General features: G+C 72.1%; 16 protein-coding genes. 14 read left to right on the top strand and 2 right to left on the bottom strand.

Annotation, left to right across the window (positions count from 1 at the left end; translation table 11 throughout):
- Positions 1–40: 40 nt before the first annotated feature.
- Positions 41–1,579, bottom strand: a complete 1,539-nt coding sequence (locus ACPPVX_RS04495) for a xylulokinase (protein ID WP_426573694.1) — start codon at positions 1,577–1,579, stop codon at positions 41–43.
- Positions 1,580–1,825: 246 nt separating this feature from the next.
- Here ACPPVX_RS04495 and ACPPVX_RS04490 point away from each other — a divergent pair, with 246 nt between their 5' ends.
- The 5 genes from ACPPVX_RS04490 to ACPPVX_RS04470 are packed head-to-tail and all read left to right on the top strand — an operon-like array spanning position 1,826 to position 7,425.
- The gene (locus ACPPVX_RS04490) at positions 1,826–2,836 is read left to right on the top strand and encodes an endonuclease/exonuclease/phosphatase family protein (RefSeq protein ID WP_426573693.1); all 1,011 of its coding nucleotides are present in this window, start codon (positions 1,826–1,828) and stop codon (positions 2,834–2,836) included.
- 43 nt (positions 2,837–2,879) lie between these two features.
- On the top strand, positions 2,880–3,860 hold the full coding sequence (locus tag ACPPVX_RS04485) for an AAA family ATPase (RefSeq protein ID WP_426573692.1): 981 nt from the start codon (positions 2,880–2,882) through the stop codon (positions 3,858–3,860).
- Complete coding sequence (locus tag ACPPVX_RS04480; protein WP_426573691.1) at positions 3,857–4,804, top strand: DUF58 domain-containing protein; 948 nt, start codon at positions 3,857–3,859, stop codon at positions 4,802–4,804. Before ACPPVX_RS04485 ends, ACPPVX_RS04480 begins: the two co-directional genes overlap by 4 nt.
- Positions 4,801–6,639, top strand: coding sequence for a transglutaminaseTgpA domain-containing protein (locus ACPPVX_RS04475; protein WP_426573690.1), 1,839 nt, complete (start codon positions 4,801–4,803; stop codon positions 6,637–6,639). The genes ACPPVX_RS04480 and ACPPVX_RS04475 overlap by 4 nt, the downstream gene beginning before the upstream one ends.
- Positions 6,640–6,672: 33 nt before the next feature.
- The gene (locus ACPPVX_RS04470; protein WP_426573689.1) at positions 6,673–7,425 is read left to right on the top strand and encodes an enoyl-CoA hydratase; all 753 of its coding nucleotides are present in this window, start codon (positions 6,673–6,675) and stop codon (positions 7,423–7,425) included.
- 10 nt (positions 7,426–7,435) lie between these two features.
- Here the strand turns inward: ACPPVX_RS04470 and ACPPVX_RS04465 are convergent, their stop codons facing one another.
- Positions 7,436–8,473, bottom strand: a complete 1,038-nt coding sequence (locus ACPPVX_RS04465) for a class E sortase (protein WP_426573688.1) — start codon at positions 8,471–8,473, stop codon at positions 7,436–7,438.
- A 115-nt stretch (positions 8,474–8,588) separates the two neighbouring features.
- Here ACPPVX_RS04465 and ccmA point away from each other — a divergent pair, with 115 nt between their 5' ends.
- Genes ccmA through ACPPVX_RS04420 form a run of 9 tightly spaced genes read left to right on the top strand, consistent with a single transcriptional unit; the run spans position 8,589 to position 15,428 of the window.
- Entirely contained in the window at positions 8,589–9,251 is a 663-nt protein-coding gene (gene ccmA / locus ACPPVX_RS04460; protein WP_426573687.1) for a heme ABC exporter ATP-binding protein CcmA, read from the top strand.
- Complete coding sequence (locus ACPPVX_RS04455; protein WP_426573686.1) at positions 9,244–9,939, top strand: heme exporter protein CcmB; 696 nt, start codon at positions 9,244–9,246, stop codon at positions 9,937–9,939. The genes ccmA and ACPPVX_RS04455 overlap by 8 nt, the downstream gene beginning before the upstream one ends.
- A complete protein-coding gene (gene ccsA, locus ACPPVX_RS04450) occupies positions 9,936–10,727 on the top strand; it encodes a cytochrome c biogenesis protein CcsA (RefSeq protein WP_426573685.1) in 792 nt (263 codons plus the stop codon). The genes ACPPVX_RS04455 and ccsA overlap by 4 nt, the downstream gene beginning before the upstream one ends.
- The gene (locus tag ACPPVX_RS04445; RefSeq protein WP_426573684.1) at positions 10,724–10,882 is read left to right on the top strand and encodes a hypothetical protein; all 159 of its coding nucleotides are present in this window, start codon (positions 10,724–10,726) and stop codon (positions 10,880–10,882) included. Before ccsA ends, ACPPVX_RS04445 begins: the two co-directional genes overlap by 4 nt.
- Positions 10,879–11,400: a cytochrome c maturation protein CcmE gene (locus ACPPVX_RS04440; RefSeq protein WP_426573683.1), complete on the top strand. Its 522-nt coding sequence runs from the start codon at positions 10,879–10,881 to the stop codon at positions 11,398–11,400. The genes ACPPVX_RS04445 and ACPPVX_RS04440 overlap by 4 nt, the downstream gene beginning before the upstream one ends.
- Positions 11,397–13,415, top strand: a complete 2,019-nt coding sequence (locus ACPPVX_RS04435; RefSeq protein ID WP_426573682.1) for a heme lyase CcmF/NrfE family subunit — start codon at positions 11,397–11,399, stop codon at positions 13,413–13,415. Before ACPPVX_RS04440 ends, ACPPVX_RS04435 begins: the two co-directional genes overlap by 4 nt.
- A complete protein-coding gene (locus ACPPVX_RS04430; RefSeq protein ID WP_426573681.1) occupies positions 13,412–13,984 on the top strand; it encodes a TlpA family protein disulfide reductase in 573 nt (190 codons plus the stop codon). Before ACPPVX_RS04435 ends, ACPPVX_RS04430 begins: the two co-directional genes overlap by 4 nt.
- Positions 13,981–14,475, top strand: coding sequence for a cytochrome c-type biogenesis protein (locus ACPPVX_RS04425; RefSeq protein WP_426573680.1), 495 nt, complete (start codon positions 13,981–13,983; stop codon positions 14,473–14,475). The genes ACPPVX_RS04430 and ACPPVX_RS04425 overlap by 4 nt, the downstream gene beginning before the upstream one ends.
- Positions 14,472–15,428: a tetratricopeptide repeat protein gene (locus tag ACPPVX_RS04420; RefSeq protein WP_426573679.1), complete on the top strand. Its 957-nt coding sequence runs from the start codon at positions 14,472–14,474 to the stop codon at positions 15,426–15,428. Before ACPPVX_RS04425 ends, ACPPVX_RS04420 begins: the two co-directional genes overlap by 4 nt.
- The last annotated feature ends 39 nt before the right edge of the window (positions 15,429–15,467 follow it).

Raw genomic sequence — 15,467 nt, 5'->3', positions numbered from 1 at the left:
ACCACAAGGAGCGGTGGTGTGGCGGGTGGGGGAACAACAGCTAGCCGTTGAGGCGGGCGTGGATCGGCTTGTGGGCCTTGTAGAGCTTGCCGAACTCCTTGTAGAGCGGGGCGTACGCCGCTCGCCCATCGGGGTGCGGGTGGAACTCCTGCTCGATGGTGACGGCGCGGTTGAGCTCGTCGAGCGACTGGCGGCCGAGGGCGAGCCAGGCCACGAACGCCGCGCCGCGGGCGTTGGCGTGCTGCGGCTCCGCCACCCGCCGGATGACCCGGTCGCACACGTCGGCGTGCATCTGGCACCACAGGTCGGACCGGGCGCCGCCGCCGATGAAGTTCAGGCCGTCGAGCGGGCGCTTGATGAACTTCTCGACCGTGTCGAGCAGCCAGCGGCTGTTGTAGGCGACGCCCTCGAACACCGATCGGACCAGGTCGGGACGGTCGGTGGTCAGCGACAGGTTGTTCCACCCGCCGCGGATGGTGTGGTCGTCGACGGGGGTGCGCTCGCCGTTGAGCCACGGGGTGAAGATCACGCCGTTCGACCCGGCGGGCGCCGCCTCGGCCAGGCCGTTGGCCTCGTCGACGTCGCTGATCATCTGGGCCTGGTCGCGCAGCCAGAGCAGGGCACCGCCGCCCACCTCGTGCTCGTTGGCCAGGAAGTAGCGGCCGGGCACCGCCGAGGGGAGGGCCGCCTGGTTGTTGAGCAGGTCGGTGCGCTTGGTGGGCAGGTGGCACGACAGCCACGAGGAGGTGCCCATGTACAGGTGGCCCTCGTAGTCGCCGAGCGCGCCGGAGCCGACGACCGCGGAGTGCACGTCGCCGGTGGCGGTGACGACCTTGGTGGCCGGCGTGAGCCCCCACTCGTCGGCCACGGCCGGCTGCAGGGTGCCGACGACCGATGCCGACGGGACCAGCTCCGGGAGCTGCTGCTCGGTGAGCCCGCACCAGTCGAGGAGCTGCTGGTCGTAGTGGACGTTGGTGAGATCGCGGTTGTCGGTGAGCCAGTGCGCGGTGATCGAGTCGAACGAGGCGCACTGCCGGCCGGTGAGGCGGGCGTTGAGGTAGTCGCACGGCTCGAGGAAGGCGTGGGCGGCGCGGTAGACGTCGGGCTGGTGGTGGCGCAGCCAGAGGATGTGGCCCAGCGGGTCCTTGCCCGAGTGGCTCGGGATGCCGCCCGTCTTCTGGATCCACGCCTTCAGCTTGAACGCGTCGTAGCCGGCCACGTTGAGCCTGCCGGTGACGAGCTCCTCGACGTACGGGGCGCCGCGCGAATCCATCCAGATCACCGCGGGGTAGAGGTGCTTGCCGGCGTGATCGACGGCCACCGTGCCGGACCACTGGCTGGTCACCGAGACCGCCACCACGTCGTCGGGCGCCGCGTGGCCGCCCGCCAGCAGGCGGCGCACGGCGGTGGTGATGGCGTCCCACCACGCATCGGGATCCTGCTCGGCCCCGCCGTCGCCCAGGAGCTCGATGGGTGTCGGCTCGAACTCGTGGGCGGTGATGCGCCCTTCGGGCGTGACCAGGGCGGCTTTGGGCCCACCGGTCCCCAGATCGATGGCCAGCACGTGCTCGGTTCCCATGGCGTCCTCGTCTCCCCGTGACCGTCGGTGCACGTTACCGATCCGCCGGAGGCGCGAAACTCAGGCCCATGGACGTCGCGATCGTGCTGGTGCTGGTGCTCATCATCGCCGTCGTGCAGATCCGCCGTCGCGGGTCCCGGCTCCAGCGCGGCGACGATCCGGGGCCTGACCGCACCTGATCGCCCCCCATCTCTACGGGTGAGGAAATCCCTCCACTGCAGGCCCGGGTGTGCCGATAGGTCTTGCATGGGGATCTCGTCCACGCGTCGTGCCGGCGCGCTGATCGCCGTGCTGGTGGGCGTGTCCGCCATCGCGGGGTGCAGCGGCGGCGACACGAAGGTGTCCACGGCGACCGTGCCGGCCACGATCGACCTCGCCGCCAACCCCGACGGCGGATCGTTCCAGGTGCTCAGCTACAACGTCGCCGGGCTGCCCGCCGAGATCTCGCGATCGCACCCCGACGTCAACCTGCCGCTCATCAGCCCGCTGCTCAACGACGACGACATCGTCCTCACGCAGGAGGACTACGACTGGTGGGCCCCCAACGGCCTGGCGGCCGGGTTCGACTTCGTGAACTACCACGGTCGGCTTCGGGCCGATGTCCGCCAGAGCTACCAGTCGCCGCAGCACCCGGGCCCGAAGGCCGTGGGCGTGAACCGCCCCGGGCTGGAGCTCGGCGACGGCCTCGGCCTGCTGTCGAACCTCCCGACGAAGGGTGATGAGCGGGTGCCGTGGACGGGGTGCTTCGGGGGCCTCAACCAGAACGACGGAGGCAAGGCCGACTGCCTGGCCATGAAGGGCTTCCAGGTCTCGGTGATCACGCTGCCGAACGGCGCGCAGATCCACCTCTACAACATCAACGCCGAAGCGGGCACCAACCCCCGCGACCAGGCGCTCCAGGTGGCCGACTTCGAGCAGCTGGCCGACCACATCGTGAAGCACGCCAAGGGCGCCGCCGTCATCGTGGGCGGCGACACCAACCTCCACCTCGATCCCGAGGACCCCGCCAGCAACCACGGCCAGGACGGTCGGGTGTGGGGCGACTTCCTGAAGCGGACGGGTCTCACCGACGCCTGCGAGGCCGGCAGCTGCCGCGACCTGGGGCTCATCGACCGGATCGTCTACCGGTCGGGGAAGGGCGTCGACCTCGAGGCCACCTCCCAGCAGCTCCGAACCGACCGCTTCGTCGATGCCGACGGCCAGCCGCTGAGCGACAACCCGCCCGTCGAGGTCACCTTCGGCTGGAAGCCGGCCTGACCGACGCTGCGGTGCGAGCCGTGCCGTGCAAGGCTTCGCCACGATGACCCAGGTGACCAGCGAACCGGCCGACGCAGGCGCGAGCCCCCGACCCGACGAGGCGATCGTCCTCTCCCAGTCGCTGTTCCGGGCCGTGGCCGGCGCCGTGCGGGGCAAGGACGACGTGATCCGGCTGTCGCTGGTGGCGCTCCTCGCCGGCGGGCACCTGCTGGTCGAGGACCTGCCCGGCACCGGCAAGACGCTCCTCGCCAAGAGCCTGGCTGCCGCGCTCGGCGGCCGGTTCGGTCGCGTCCAGTGCACCCCCGACCTGCTGCCCACCGACATCACCGGCACCTCCGTGTACTCGCCGGCCGACGGGTCCTGGACGTTCCGCCCGGGGCCGCTGTTCGCCAACGTGCTCCTCGTCGACGAGATCAACCGGGCCTCGCCGCGCACCCAGTCCGCCCTCCTCGAGCCGATGGAGGAGCACCAGGTCACCGTCGACGGCGTCACCCACCGGCTACCCGACCCGTTCTTCTGCGTCGCCACCCAGAACCCGCACGGGCAGATCGGCACGTTCCCGCTGCCCGAGAGCCAGCTCGACCGCTTCGCCCTGGTCCTGTCGATGGGCATGCCCGACCGTTCCGCCGAGCGCGAGATCCTCACCGGTCAAGGCGGCCAGGACGCCTACGCGTCGCTGTCGCCCGTGGCCGATCCGGCCCAGGTGGCGGCCGCGGTCGGGGCGGTCCACCGCGTCTACTGCGCGCCGGCCCTGGTGGAGTACGTGCTCGACCTGACCGCCGCCACCCGCGTGCACCCCGACCTCACCGTCGGCGCGTCGCCTCGCGCCTCCGTGGGGCTCATGCAGGCGGCGCGGGCCCACGCCGTCGTCTCGGGTCGGGGCCACGTGACGCCCGACGACGTCCAGGCCGTGGTCGGGCCGGCGTTCGCGCACCGCGTCAGCGTCGGGGGCGTGGTCGACACCACCGCCGGCCGGGCCGTCATCGCCGACGTCGTCGCCCGCACGGCCGTCCCCCGGCCGTGAGCGTCGTGCGGCGCAGCTCGCACGACCGCGTGGGGGGCACCCGCCTCACCGCCCTCGGCACGCTCCTCCTGTTCGGCATCGTCGTCGGGATCGCCCAGCCGCCGCCGACCGCCGACCGCCAGATCATCGCCATCGTCTGGGTCGCCATGGTGTCGTGCTTCGTGGTCGGTGTGGTCTGGCCGCTGATCGGCGTGCGGCGGATCCAGGTGGCGGCCTCGTCGCCTCGGGACGCGATGGTCGGCACGTCGGTGCCGGTCGAGGTGGCGGTCTCGGGCCGGGGCGGGGCCTGCGAGGTCCGGACCCTCGACCCGACGGGTCCCTGGCACCGCATCTCCGGTCCCGAGACCGGCACCATCGACCACCTGGCCGACCGTCGCGGCGTGTTCCGGGCGCTGCGCGTCGAGGTGCGCGTCACGGCGCCGCTCGGTGTGCTGGCCGCGCACCGCGTGCTGCAGATCGAGCTGCCCCACGCCGTGTCCGTGGCGCCCAAGCCCCTGGCCGTGGAGTGGCTGCCGGCACCGGCGCCGCTGCACCTCGGGATCGACACGGTGGCGCTCGCGGCGCTGGGCGGCGACATGGTGCGAGCCGTCCGCCCCTACGCCCCCGGTGACCCGTCGCACCTCGTCCACTGGCCGAGCACGGCGCGCACCGGCACGCTCGTGGTGCGCGAGCTCGAGCCGCCGGCGCCCACCGGCCAGGCGCTGGTGGTCGACCTGCGCGACCTCGGGCCCGACAAGGAGCGCGCCGCGTCGTACGCGTACGGCGCGGCCCGGGCGGTCCTGGCCGCCGGGGGCGAGCTGGTCTTGTGCACCGCCGAGGTGGCCGGCCCGGTGACCGAGCGCGTGCGCACCTCGCTCGACGCCGGCCGGCGCCTGGCCCGGGCGGTGGCGGCGACGCCCGGCGAGCCGCCCAAGGGCTGGCCGGTCGTGGAGATCGGCCGATGAGCCCGGCCCGCCACGAGTACCGTCACCCCGATCGGGCCCAGACGCCGTCGTGGCTGAGCACCGCCCTGCTGGTCGCCACATGCGCCACCGCGGCGGTCGCCGGCGCCAACAGCGCCCACGGCCGCCTCACCGCCCCGATGGGTGCGGCGATCGGCGCCGGGCTCGCGCTCCTGGCCATGTTGGGGCTCCCCTCGTTGTCGGTCAGCCTGGTGTCGCGCGTGGTGCTGTTCGTGTCGGCCCTCGCCCTGATCCGCTTCGGCACCCTGGGTGCAGGTGGGGCCACGAGCCAGTGGCTCCTCGTGTGGCTGCTGGCCGGCGTCTGCGTCCTCGTGCTGTCCGATCGCGTGGGCACCGACGCCAACCGGCCGTTGCGTTCGGGCCCGGGGGCGAGCGCTCCTGGCCGGCCCGCCTCCGTCGCCCGGACGGTGGTGGCCGTCGCCGCGGTGGTGCTGCTGCTGACCGTCCTGCTCGCGCCGATGCTGCTGCCCTATGTCGGCAAGGCCGCCCAGGCGGGTCAGGGCGCCACGCTCGATCCTCGCCGAGGCGACACCACCGCGCTGCGGGCCACCGACTCGCTCGACATGACCCAGCGGCCCGACCTCACCGACAAGGTCGTCTTCACCGTCGACACCGACCGGGCGACCTACTGGCGGGGCGAGACCTTCGACGTGTGGGACGGCCGCCGCTGGACGCGGAGCGACTCGTCGAGCGCGCCGTTGCCGGCCGACGGCCGCCCGGTGATCAGCGCCGACGACCTCGGCGGCAGTGGCTCCGACGTGGTCGACCAGCGGTTCCGGATGCGCGCCGACTACGCCGACGTGATCTACGCCGCGCCCACCGCGGTGAAGGTCGAGGTCGATGGTCCGGTGCGCCAGGTCACCGGCGGCACCCTGCTGACCGCGCCGCTCGGCCCCGGCGCCACGTACTCGGTGCAGAGCCGCCGGGTCGCCTACACGCCCGAGCTCCTGCGTTCGCTCGACGGCGCCATCCCCGCCGACGTCAGCGCCACGTACGCGCAGGCTCCCGTCACCACCGACCGGGTGCGGAAGGCAGCCACGCAGGTCACGGCCGGCGCCACCAGCCAGTACGACAAGATCCTGGCGCTCGAGTCGTGGATGGGGGGCCGGGTGGAGTACTCGCTCGACGCCCCGCTGGCCCCGAAGGGGGTCGACGTCGTCGACCACTTCCTGTTCAAGGCGAAGCAGGGCTGGTGCGAGCAGATCGCCTCGTCGCTGGTGGTGCTGGCCCGGGCCAACGGCATCCCGGCCCGCCTCGCCACCGGGTTCGTCCCCGACGATCGGGATGCGATCACCGGTGTCTACGACGTGCGGGAGCGCGACGCCCACGCGTGGGCCGAGGTGTGGTTCCCCAAGGTCGGCTGGGTGCCCTTCGACCCGACCGCTCACGTCGCCATGGCCGGGTCGGACAAGGCCCGGCCCACCGTGCTCCAGTGGCTGGTCGACCACGCGGTCGTCATCGCCCTGGGCGTCGCGGTCGTCGTGCTCCTGATCGGCCCCGTCCGGGCGCTCGTCCGCCGCCGAGGCGCCCGGCGCCCGCGGCGGTCCGCCGACTGGGCGGTCACTGCCGATCGGCAGCTCGACGCCCTCGGCCGGCGGGTCGATCGGGCCCGCGGCTCACCCGAGACGGCGTCGGCCTACGCGGCCGCCCTAGCGCTCCGCTACGACGACCCGCTGCTCATCGAGGTGGGCCGGACGATCGACGACGGCCTGTACGCCGAGCACCCGCCCAGCGCCGAGCGCCAGGCCGAGGCCGCTGCCATCCTGCGCGCCGTCGCCGCTGCTCCGGTGCCCGAGCCGGTGCCGGCCCCCGCCTAGGGTCGGCCGGTCCCCGAGCCCCGGAGGTAGGCCATGACCGTGCACGTCGAGATCGTTGGCGATGGCGCCAGCAACGACCAGGCCATCACCGTGGTCACCCTCGATCGGCCCGAGCGCCGCAACGCGCTCGACCACGCCACCCTCACCGAGCTCACCGCGGCGCTGGCTGCTGCGGTCGAGCGCCCCACCCGGGTGCTGATCCTCACGGGTGCGTCCGGTCACTTCTGCGCCGGCGCCGACCTGCAGGGGGTCGAGGACGCGTCGTTCGCCACGCTGCTCCAGGGGGTGCTCGACCGGCTGGTCGCGGTGCCGTTCCCCACCATCGCCGCCATCGAGGGCGCGGCGCTCGGCGCCGGGACGCAGCTGGCCGTCGCCTGCGACCTGCGGGTGGCCACCGGCAGCGCCACGTTCGGCGTGCCCGCGGCCAAGCTCGGGCTCATGGTCAACCACTGGACGGTCCAGCGCGCCGCGACGCTCCTCGGCCCCAGCACGGCGCGGGCCGTGCTGCTCGCCGCCGAGGTGGTGACGGGGGAGCAGGCGCTGCGCCTCGGGCTGGTCAACCGCGAGGGCGCGCTCCCCGAGGCGCGGGCGTGGGCCGAGCAGATCGCCACCCTGGCCCCGCTGACCATCGCCGGCCACAAGCTGATGCTCAACAAGCTCGAGGGCACGCTGCCCGACGATCCCGAGGTGGCCGAGGCCTTCGCCCGGGCCTGGGAGAGCGCCGACTTCGCCGAGGGCATCGATGCCTTCCGGAACCGCCGCACCCCCACGTTCCGCGGGGTCTGACCTCCCGGCGTCAGTAGTTGCCGGGGAGCAGGCGCCCGAAGTTCTCGAAGAACACGTAGAGCGCCACCATGAAGATCGGGACGCCGATCAGGTACGGCGTCCAGGTCAGCAGGCGCTGACCCCGGCTCGGCGACCGGTCGTCGGCGGCGGCTCGCCGTCGCACCACCCGGCGGATGAACGTCTGCACCAGCCAGGTCAGCAACCAGATCAGGGCGGCGACGAGCCCCCAGAAGATGGCGGGAGACTTGGAGGCCTTCGCTCCGCTCAGGCCGCCGTCGATGCTCTCGCCCGCGGCCAGCCCGTCCTTGGTGTTGGCGGCGCGGGCCTTCGCCTGCGCCTCGGCCTGGCCGGTGATGACCGGTGCCGGCTGGCCCACCAGCTTGCCGATGACGATGATCCGCTTCGACGCCGAGTACTTGGGGTGGCAGGCGATGAGCGTGATGCGGTTGTCGCCCTTGTCCTCGAGGATCTCGGTCTGCTTGGGGGTGACGATCTTGGTCTCGGTGACCTCGTAGACGAACGTGCCCTGGGCGGTGTCGAAGATGACCTGGTCGCCGTTGCGGACCTTGTCGATGTTGTGGAACGGCTGGCCGTAGGTGGTGCGGTGGCCGGCGATGCTCACGTTGCCGGCCTGGCCGGGCAGCGGCGTCTCGGGGTAGTGGCCCGGGCCCCGCTTGAGCTGGTCGAGGCCGATCCCCTCCACCACGGTGCGGGTGACGCCGATCGACGGGATGCGGATCTTGGCCAGGGCATCGCCCACGGCCGGCAGCGGCAGGTCGGCCGTGCGGGGCGGGGTGACCTTGAGCGGCACCGTGGTGACCGGCTCCCCGTCGACGGAGGGAGCGGTGGTGGTGGTGGGCGGGGCGGTGGTGGAGGTGGAGGACACGTTCAGGGGCGCCACCTCGCGGTCGAACTCCTTGGCCAGCGCATCTTGCGACTTGGCCTCCTGGAGGCCGGTGCCCCACAGCTGGTACGCCACGAACAGCAGGATCAGGGTCCCCGCCGTGATCAGCGTTCTTCCGACTCCACCGAGGACCTTGGCCAGCACAGGGGGTGAGACTAAGCGGAACACCATCTGGTTCCCGCGCGCCGAGATCGGGGTCGTGGCCCGAACCAGCGGGTTCGTCGTTCGGCGGGAGGCACCGGTACCGTTTGTGGTGCTCATGGACGCCGTCGTCAGATTCCGCGCTGCGGTCTGTCTGCTCGGACGCTTTCCCGCACTGGCCGGCGTCGACCTCGACGTGGCTGCCGGCGAGATCGTGCTCCTGCAAGGACCGAACGGTGCTGGCAAGACCACGTTGCTGCGCGCCTGCGCGGGGCTGGTGCCGGTGGTCGACGGCGAAGCCTCGGTCCTGGGCGTCGACCTGGTCGCCGATCGCCGGCCGGTCCGCCCGCTGGTGGGCCTGCTCGGTCACAGCACCGGGCTCTACGACGACCTCTCCGTGGCCGAGAACGTGCGGTTCTGGTCTCGTGCGGGCCGTTCGAACCGGGCCGATGCCGACGCCGCGCTGGCCCGCTTGGGGCTCGACGGCCGCCTGGCCGGCGTCCCCGTCGCCATGTTGTCGGCCGGTCAGCGCCGCCGCACCGCCCTGGCCATCCTGGTGGCCCGCCGCGCCCGCCTCTGGCTCCTCGACGAGCCCCATGCCGCCCTCGACCAGGGCGGTCGCGACCTCGTCGACTCCTTGATGGCCGATGCGGTGGCCTCCGACGCCACCGTGATCTTCGCCTCCCACGAGCTCGACCGGGCCCGGTCCGTCGCCCACCGCACGGTCACCGTCGCCGGTGGCACCGTCGCCGGTCTCCTCGAGGAGGCCCCCGTTGTCTGAGGCCGCCGTCCCCGGCTCGATGCTGCGCGACGCCGCCCTGGTGGTGGGCAAGGACCTGCGCCTCGAGCGGCGGAGCCGGGTCACGCTGAGCCAGCTGCTGCCGTTCGCCCTGCTGGTGCTGATCCTGTTCGCCTTCGCGCTCGACCCCGACCGGCGCATCCTCGAGCAGGCCACGCCCGGCCTGTTCTGGCTGGCCGTGCTGTTCTCGATGCTCCTCGCCATCCAGCGGGCCTTCTCGGTGGAGACAGCCGACGGCGTGATGGACGCCCTGCGCCTCTCCGACCTCGACCCGGCCGGGATCTTCCTCGGCAAGGCCGCCGGCATCGGCCTGCACCTCCTCGTGCTGGAGGGCGCCCTGTTCATGGGGGTCACCGTCCTCTACGGCACCACGCCGTCGGGCTGGCTGCTGCTGATCGCCACCATCCTCACGGCCACGGCGGGCCTGGCCGCCGCCGGGAGCCTCTACGGCGTCCTCGCTGCCGGGCTCCGCGTCCGAGACACGCTCCTGCCCATCCTGATGCTCCCCGTGGTGGCTCCGGTGCTGATCGCGGGCACCGAAGCGTTCACCGCCGCCTACGAGCGCACCTCCGGTGAAGGGTGGCGCTGGTGCGCCCTGCTCGCCGCTTTCGCTGCGCTTTACCTGGTCATTGGGATCTTTGCCTTCGAACCCCTCCTGGAGGAATCTTGACGTCCCCACCCATCCACGCCGGCGCTGGCCCCCAGGGCCCGACGCCGGATGGCACCGCGTCGCGCGGGAGCCGCATCCTCGGCACCGTCGTGCTGGTGGGTTCGGCCCTGTTCCTGCTGGTCGCCCTGGTGGCGTCGAAGCCCGATGAGAGCCTCGACACGATGGGCCAGCTGGTCCGCATCATGTACGTGCACGTGCCCTCGGCCATCGCCTGCTACACCGCGTTCTTCGTCACCGCCGTGGCGAGCGGCATGTACCTGTGGAAGCGCACGGTGGGCTGGGACGCGCTGGCCGCGTCGTCGGCCGAGATCGGCGTGGTCTTCACCGCCCTCACCCTCCTCACCGGCTCGGTGTGGGGCCACACCACGTGGGGCACCTGGTGGGAGTGGGATCCGCGCCTAACCAGCACGGCGCTCATGTTCGTGCTGTACCTCGGCTACCTGGCCCTGCGCCGGGCGATCATCGATCCCACCTCTCGCGCCAAGCAGTCCGCGGTCCTCGGGATCCTCGCCTTCATCAACGTGCCGATCGTCCACTTCTCCGTCGACTGGTGGCGCAGCCTCCACCAGACGGCCACCGTCGCCAGCCTCGATCCGCAGATCGACGGCCTCCGCCTCTTCGCCCTCTTCTACGGGATGATCCTCGGCCTGCTGCTCTACGCCTGGCTGCTGCTCCACCGCTTCCGCCTGGAGTTCGCCTCCCAGGCCCTCGAGGCCAAGGGCCTCGACCTCGCCCTCGAGGAGCGCCGCGCCGAAGGCCGTGCCGACACCCAGGAGGTGGCGACGTGATCGCCCCCGTGCTCGCCCAGACCAGTGCCTGGACCTACGTCGGCGCCACCTACGCCGTCGCCGTCCTCCTGATCGGTGGCTACGCCGCCTCGATCATCGCTCGCGGCCGCAAGGTCACCCGCCAGCTGCCACCCGATGAACGGAGGTGGTCGTGACCCCCGCCGACCTGCCCGACGACCGCGACCTCGACGAGGGCGGCCTCGACCTCACCCCGCGCGCCGACGTCGCCGTCTCGCCCGGCCGCAAGGCCCGCCGTCGCTGGGCGCCCATCGTGGTGCTCTGCCTGCTCGGCGTCGCCGTGGCCGCCATCGCCTTCCAGGCCAAGGGCGCCTCGCTCTACTTCAAGAACGCCGACGAGGCCGTGGCCCAGAAGACCAGCCTGGGCACCAAGCGCTTCCGGCTCCAGGGCACCGTCGTCGGCAAGCCCAAGGTGGCCGAGGAGGCCACGGTCTTCAAGGTGCAGTACCACGGGGTCGACGTCACCGTCCGCCACACCGGCAGCGAGCCCGCCATGTTCAAGGCGGGCATCCCCGTCGTGGCGGAGGGCCACTGGAACGCGGCCGGCACCGAGTTCGACAGCGATCGCCTGCTGATCAAGCACGATGCCGACTACAAGGACTACGACAAGGAACACCCCACCCGGGTCGACGGCGATCAGAGCAACGACACGTGAACGCCGCCCTCGGCACGGGCGGCGTGGTCCTCGGCCTCGTCGGCTGCCTCGGTGCCATCGTCACCCTCGCCTTCGGGTTGAACAAGGGCCGCGGGGACATGCTGCGCATGTCTCGGCCGTATGCGTTCATGATCTTCGGCGCCGCCCTCCTGTGCTTCATCGCCATGGAGCGGGCGCTGATCACCCGCGACTTCTCGCTGAAGTTCGTGGCCGAGAACGGGTCGTCGAAGACCCCGGCGCTCTACAACTTCGCCACGCTCTGGTCGGCCCTCGAAGGCTCGATCCTGCTGTGGACGCTGATCCTCGCCGGCTACACGCTGGCCGTCGTCTTGAAGTTCGGCAAGCGCCTCGCCGACCCGCTCGTCGCCTGGGCGATGATCACCATGTTCTCGGTCGCCCTGTTCTTCTTCGGGCTGATGCTCGTGGCGGCCAACCCGTTCAAGACGGTGGCGCAGGTGCCGCTCGACGGGCCCGGCCCCAACCCGCTGCTGCAGAACCACCCGCTGATGGCGTTCCACCCGCCGATGCTCTACCTGGGCTACGTGGGCTTCACGGTGCCGTTCGCGTTCGCCATCGCCGCCCTGGTCACCGGCCGCCTCGGTGAGGGCTGGCTGGTCGAGACGCGGCGCTGGACCCTGTTCGCCTGGACCTTCCTCACCATCGGCATCATCCTCGGCGCCTGGTGGAGCCACGAGGTGCTCGGGTGGGGCGGCTACTGGGCGTGGGACCCGGTCGAGAACGCCTCGTTCCTGCCGTGGATCACGGCCACCGCGTTCATCCACTCCGTGATGGTGCAGGAGCGGCGCGGCATGCTGCGCGTCTGGAACCTGTCGCTGCTGTGCGCCACGTTCTCGCTCACCATCCTGGGCACGTTCCTCACCCGGTCGGGGGTGCTCGACTCGGTCCACGCGTTCAGCGACTCCAAGATCGGCCCGCTGCTGCTCGGGTTCTTCGCCGTCATCGTCGTCGTCTCGGTCGGGCTGATCGCCTGGCGCGGCGACCGGCTGCGGTCGCCGGCCCGGATCGACTCGCCGGTGTCCCGCGAAGGCGCCTTCCTGCTCAACAACATCGTGTTCGCGGCCTTCGCGTTCGTCGTCCTGCTGGGCACCGTGTTCCCCCTCCTGGCCGAGGCCCTCAACGGGCAGCGGGTCACCGTCGGCGTGCCGTACTTCCAGCGCATGACGATGCCGATCGGGATCACCCTGCTGTTCCTCATGGCCATCGCCCCGGTCCTGCCGTGGCGCAAGGCATCGGTCGAGACCCTGCGCACCCGCCTGATCTGGCCGGGCTGGGTCGGCACCGCCTGCCTGGTCCTCGCCGTGCTCCTGGGCGCCACCGGGTTCGCCCCGCTGGTGGCGTTCTTCCTGGCCGGCTTCGCCGCCGGGTCCGCCCTGCGCCAGCTGGTGCTCGCCACCCGCCGGCAGGGCATCCACGGCCTGCTCGGGCGCACCAACGGCGGGATGATCGTCCACCTCGGCGTGATCATGCTGGCAGTGGCGTTCACCGCCTCGAGCGCCTACCAGAGCGAGCGCGAGGCCAAGCTGTGCGTGACGCCCCGCGAAGGGTGCCCGTCCACCATCACGATGGCCGGGCACACCATCACCTACAAGGGCTCCAAGGACCTGTCCACGCCGGCGCGCGCCGAGATCGCCGCCCGCCTGGTGATCGACGGCAAGGAGTACACCCCGGGCATCCAGCAGTTCCCGAACGGCTCGCAGCAGATCGGCAAGCCCACGGTGCGCAACTCGCCCCGCGACAGCCTCCTGCTCGCCCTGCTCAACCCGCCCACCGGGTCGGGTGCCACCAGCAAGGTCGAGGTCCGCATCGTGCACCAGCCGATGATCGTGTGGCTCTGGACGGGCGGCGCCATCATGGCGTTCGGCTCGCTGCTCGCCGCCTTCCCCGGCCGGCGCCGCAACCCCACCGACCCGGTCTCGGCGCCCATCGCTGCCGGTGGCTCGGCGCCCGATCCCGATCCCGATCCCGACCTCGAGCCCGTGGGGGTGGGGGCATGACCGCCACGCAGCCCGCACCGCGGCGCTCGCGCACCGTCATGTTCGCCGCCATCGGCGTGGGCGTGGTCATGGCGCTGCTGGTCATCCTGCTCATCACCAGCAAGAACGCCGACGACGCGCCCAGCGCCAGCCCGGTCGTGGGCAAGGTCGCCCCGGCCCTCAACGGCAAGGCCATCCAGGGCGACGCGGTCGACATCGGCACCAACGACCGCTGGTTGCTGGTCAACTTCTTCGCCACCTGGTGCACCCCGTGCGTCCAGGAGCACCCGCAGCTGCGCAAGCTGTCCGAGGAGATGCAGAAGACCGGGCAGCTCAAGGTGGTCAGCGTGGTCTACGGCGACAAGGCCGCGGCCGTCCGGAGGTTCTTCGCCAAGAACGGCGGAACCTGGACCGTGCTCGACTCCGACAACGGGCGCACCGCGCTCGACTGGGGCGTGGCCAAGGTGCCGGAGTCGTTCCTGGTGTCGCCCACCGGCACGGTGGTCGTGCGGTTCCAGGGCGGCGTGGTGGCCACCGACGTGGAGTCGATCATCAACAAGGCCGAGGGCCAGGCCGAGGGCGGATCGTGAGCACGTCGCCGGCCTCCTCCTCCTCGTCTTCACGCGCCAAGCCCTGGCTGCCGTGGATCGCCATGGCCGTCGTCGTGCTGATCGCCCTGGCGGTCGGCACGCTCGGCCAGGCGCCGCCCACCGACGCCGAGCGGGCCCAGAACGTGGCCGAGACCATCCGCTGCCCCTCCTGCAAGAGCCAGTCGGTGGCCTCCTCCGACACCCCCGCGTCGCAGGGCGTCCGGGCGCTCATCAAGCAGCGCATCGCGGTGGGCGACTCCGACGAGGAGATCCGCGACTTCGTGGCCTCCCGCTACGGCCGCCAGATCCTGCTCGACCCGTCGGGCTCCGGCTTCGGCACGCTCGTCTGGGCGCTGCCGGTCATCTTCGTGATCGTGGCGATCGCCGGTCTCATCTACCGCTTCCGCGACTACCGGCCCAGCAGCCGGGGGGTCACCCAGGCCGACCGCGACCTGGTGGCGGTGGCGCTCGACGGCGAGGACCCGCCGTGAGCCCCGCGCCCACGCCCAGCAAGGGGGCCGGCCCGATCGCCCGCAAGGCGGCAGCCGACGCCGCCGCCAAGGATCAGGGCCCGGCCAAGGGCAAGGCGGCGCCGGGCAAGGGCAAGCCGCCGGCCAAGGCCCCCAAGGCCACCAAGCGGGTGCCCGTGCTCGATCCCGATGAGCTGGCGGCCCTCGAGGAGCAGCGCGACTTCCTGCTGCGCTCCATCGTCGACCTCGACCGGGAGCACGACGCCGGCGACCTCGAGGACGACGACTACCAGACCCTCAAGGACGACTACACCGCCCGCGCCGCCGACGTGCTGCGGGCCATCGACGAGCGCCACGCCGCCTTCGCCGATGCCCGGCGTCCTCGCAGCCTCGGCCGCACGATGGCTTGGGTGGCCGGCATCGCCGTGTTCGCCCTGGTCTCGGGCGTGATGGTGGCCAACGCGTTGGGCGGCCGGAAGGCCGGCGGGGTGTCGTCGGGCGGCATCACCGTCCAGCAGACCACCAGCCAGAAGGCCAACGACTGCCTCAGCAAGATGTCCACCAACGCCGACGCCGCCTACACGTGCCTCCAGAAGGTGCTCGACGACGATCCCGAGAACGCCGTCGCCCTCGCCTGGTCGGCGTGGCTGCTCTCCCTCAGCGCCGACAACTTCACGGCCGACCAGAAGGTGCAGATGCAGGCCCTCGCCGCCGTGCGGCTCGACGCGGCGGTGAGGTCGCAGCCCGACTACAGCTACGCCCGGGCCTTCCGGGCCGTGGTCGCCTACCGCAACGGGCGCTACGCCGACGCCCAGAAGTTCCTGCAGGACTTCGAGGACAACGACCCGAGCGCCGACGCCCGCCAGGTGATCGAGCAGCAGGACCTCAAGAACAAGATCGCCACGGCCCTGGCCGACCCGGCGAGCGCCACCACCACCACCACGGCAGCAACCACCACCACCGCCGGCAACTAGTCCCACCCGGCGCCGCGGCAGCGTCGGCAACGAGCCCAG

Source organism: Aquihabitans sp. McL0605 (assembly GCF_049993875.1).
Classification (GTDB): Bacteria; Actinomycetota; Acidimicrobiia; order Acidimicrobiales; family Iamiaceae; genus Aquihabitans.
This window is presented reverse-complemented; position numbering and strand designations above follow the sequence as displayed.

Excerpts from the sequence above, each read along its gene's own strand:
- ACPPVX_RS04495 (WP_426573694.1), bottom strand. The coding sequence starts at position 1,579 with ATGGGAACCGAGCACGTGCTGGCCATCGATCTGGGGACCGGTGGGCCC.
- ACPPVX_RS04490 (WP_426573693.1), top strand. The coding sequence starts at position 1,826 with ATGGGGATCTCGTCCACGCGTCGTGCCGGCGCGCTGATCGCCGTGCTG.
- ACPPVX_RS04485 (WP_426573692.1), top strand. The coding sequence starts at position 2,880 with ATGACCCAGGTGACCAGCGAACCGGCCGACGCAGGCGCGAGCCCCCGA.
- ACPPVX_RS04475 (WP_426573690.1), top strand. The coding sequence starts at position 4,801 with ATGAGCCCGGCCCGCCACGAGTACCGTCACCCCGATCGGGCCCAGACG.
- ACPPVX_RS04470 (WP_426573689.1), top strand. The coding sequence starts at position 6,673 with ATGACCGTGCACGTCGAGATCGTTGGCGATGGCGCCAGCAACGACCAG.
- ccmA (WP_426573687.1), top strand. The coding sequence starts at position 8,589 with ATGGACGCCGTCGTCAGATTCCGCGCTGCGGTCTGTCTGCTCGGACGC.
- ACPPVX_RS04430 (WP_426573681.1), top strand. The coding sequence starts at position 13,412 with ATGACCGCCACGCAGCCCGCACCGCGGCGCTCGCGCACCGTCATGTTC.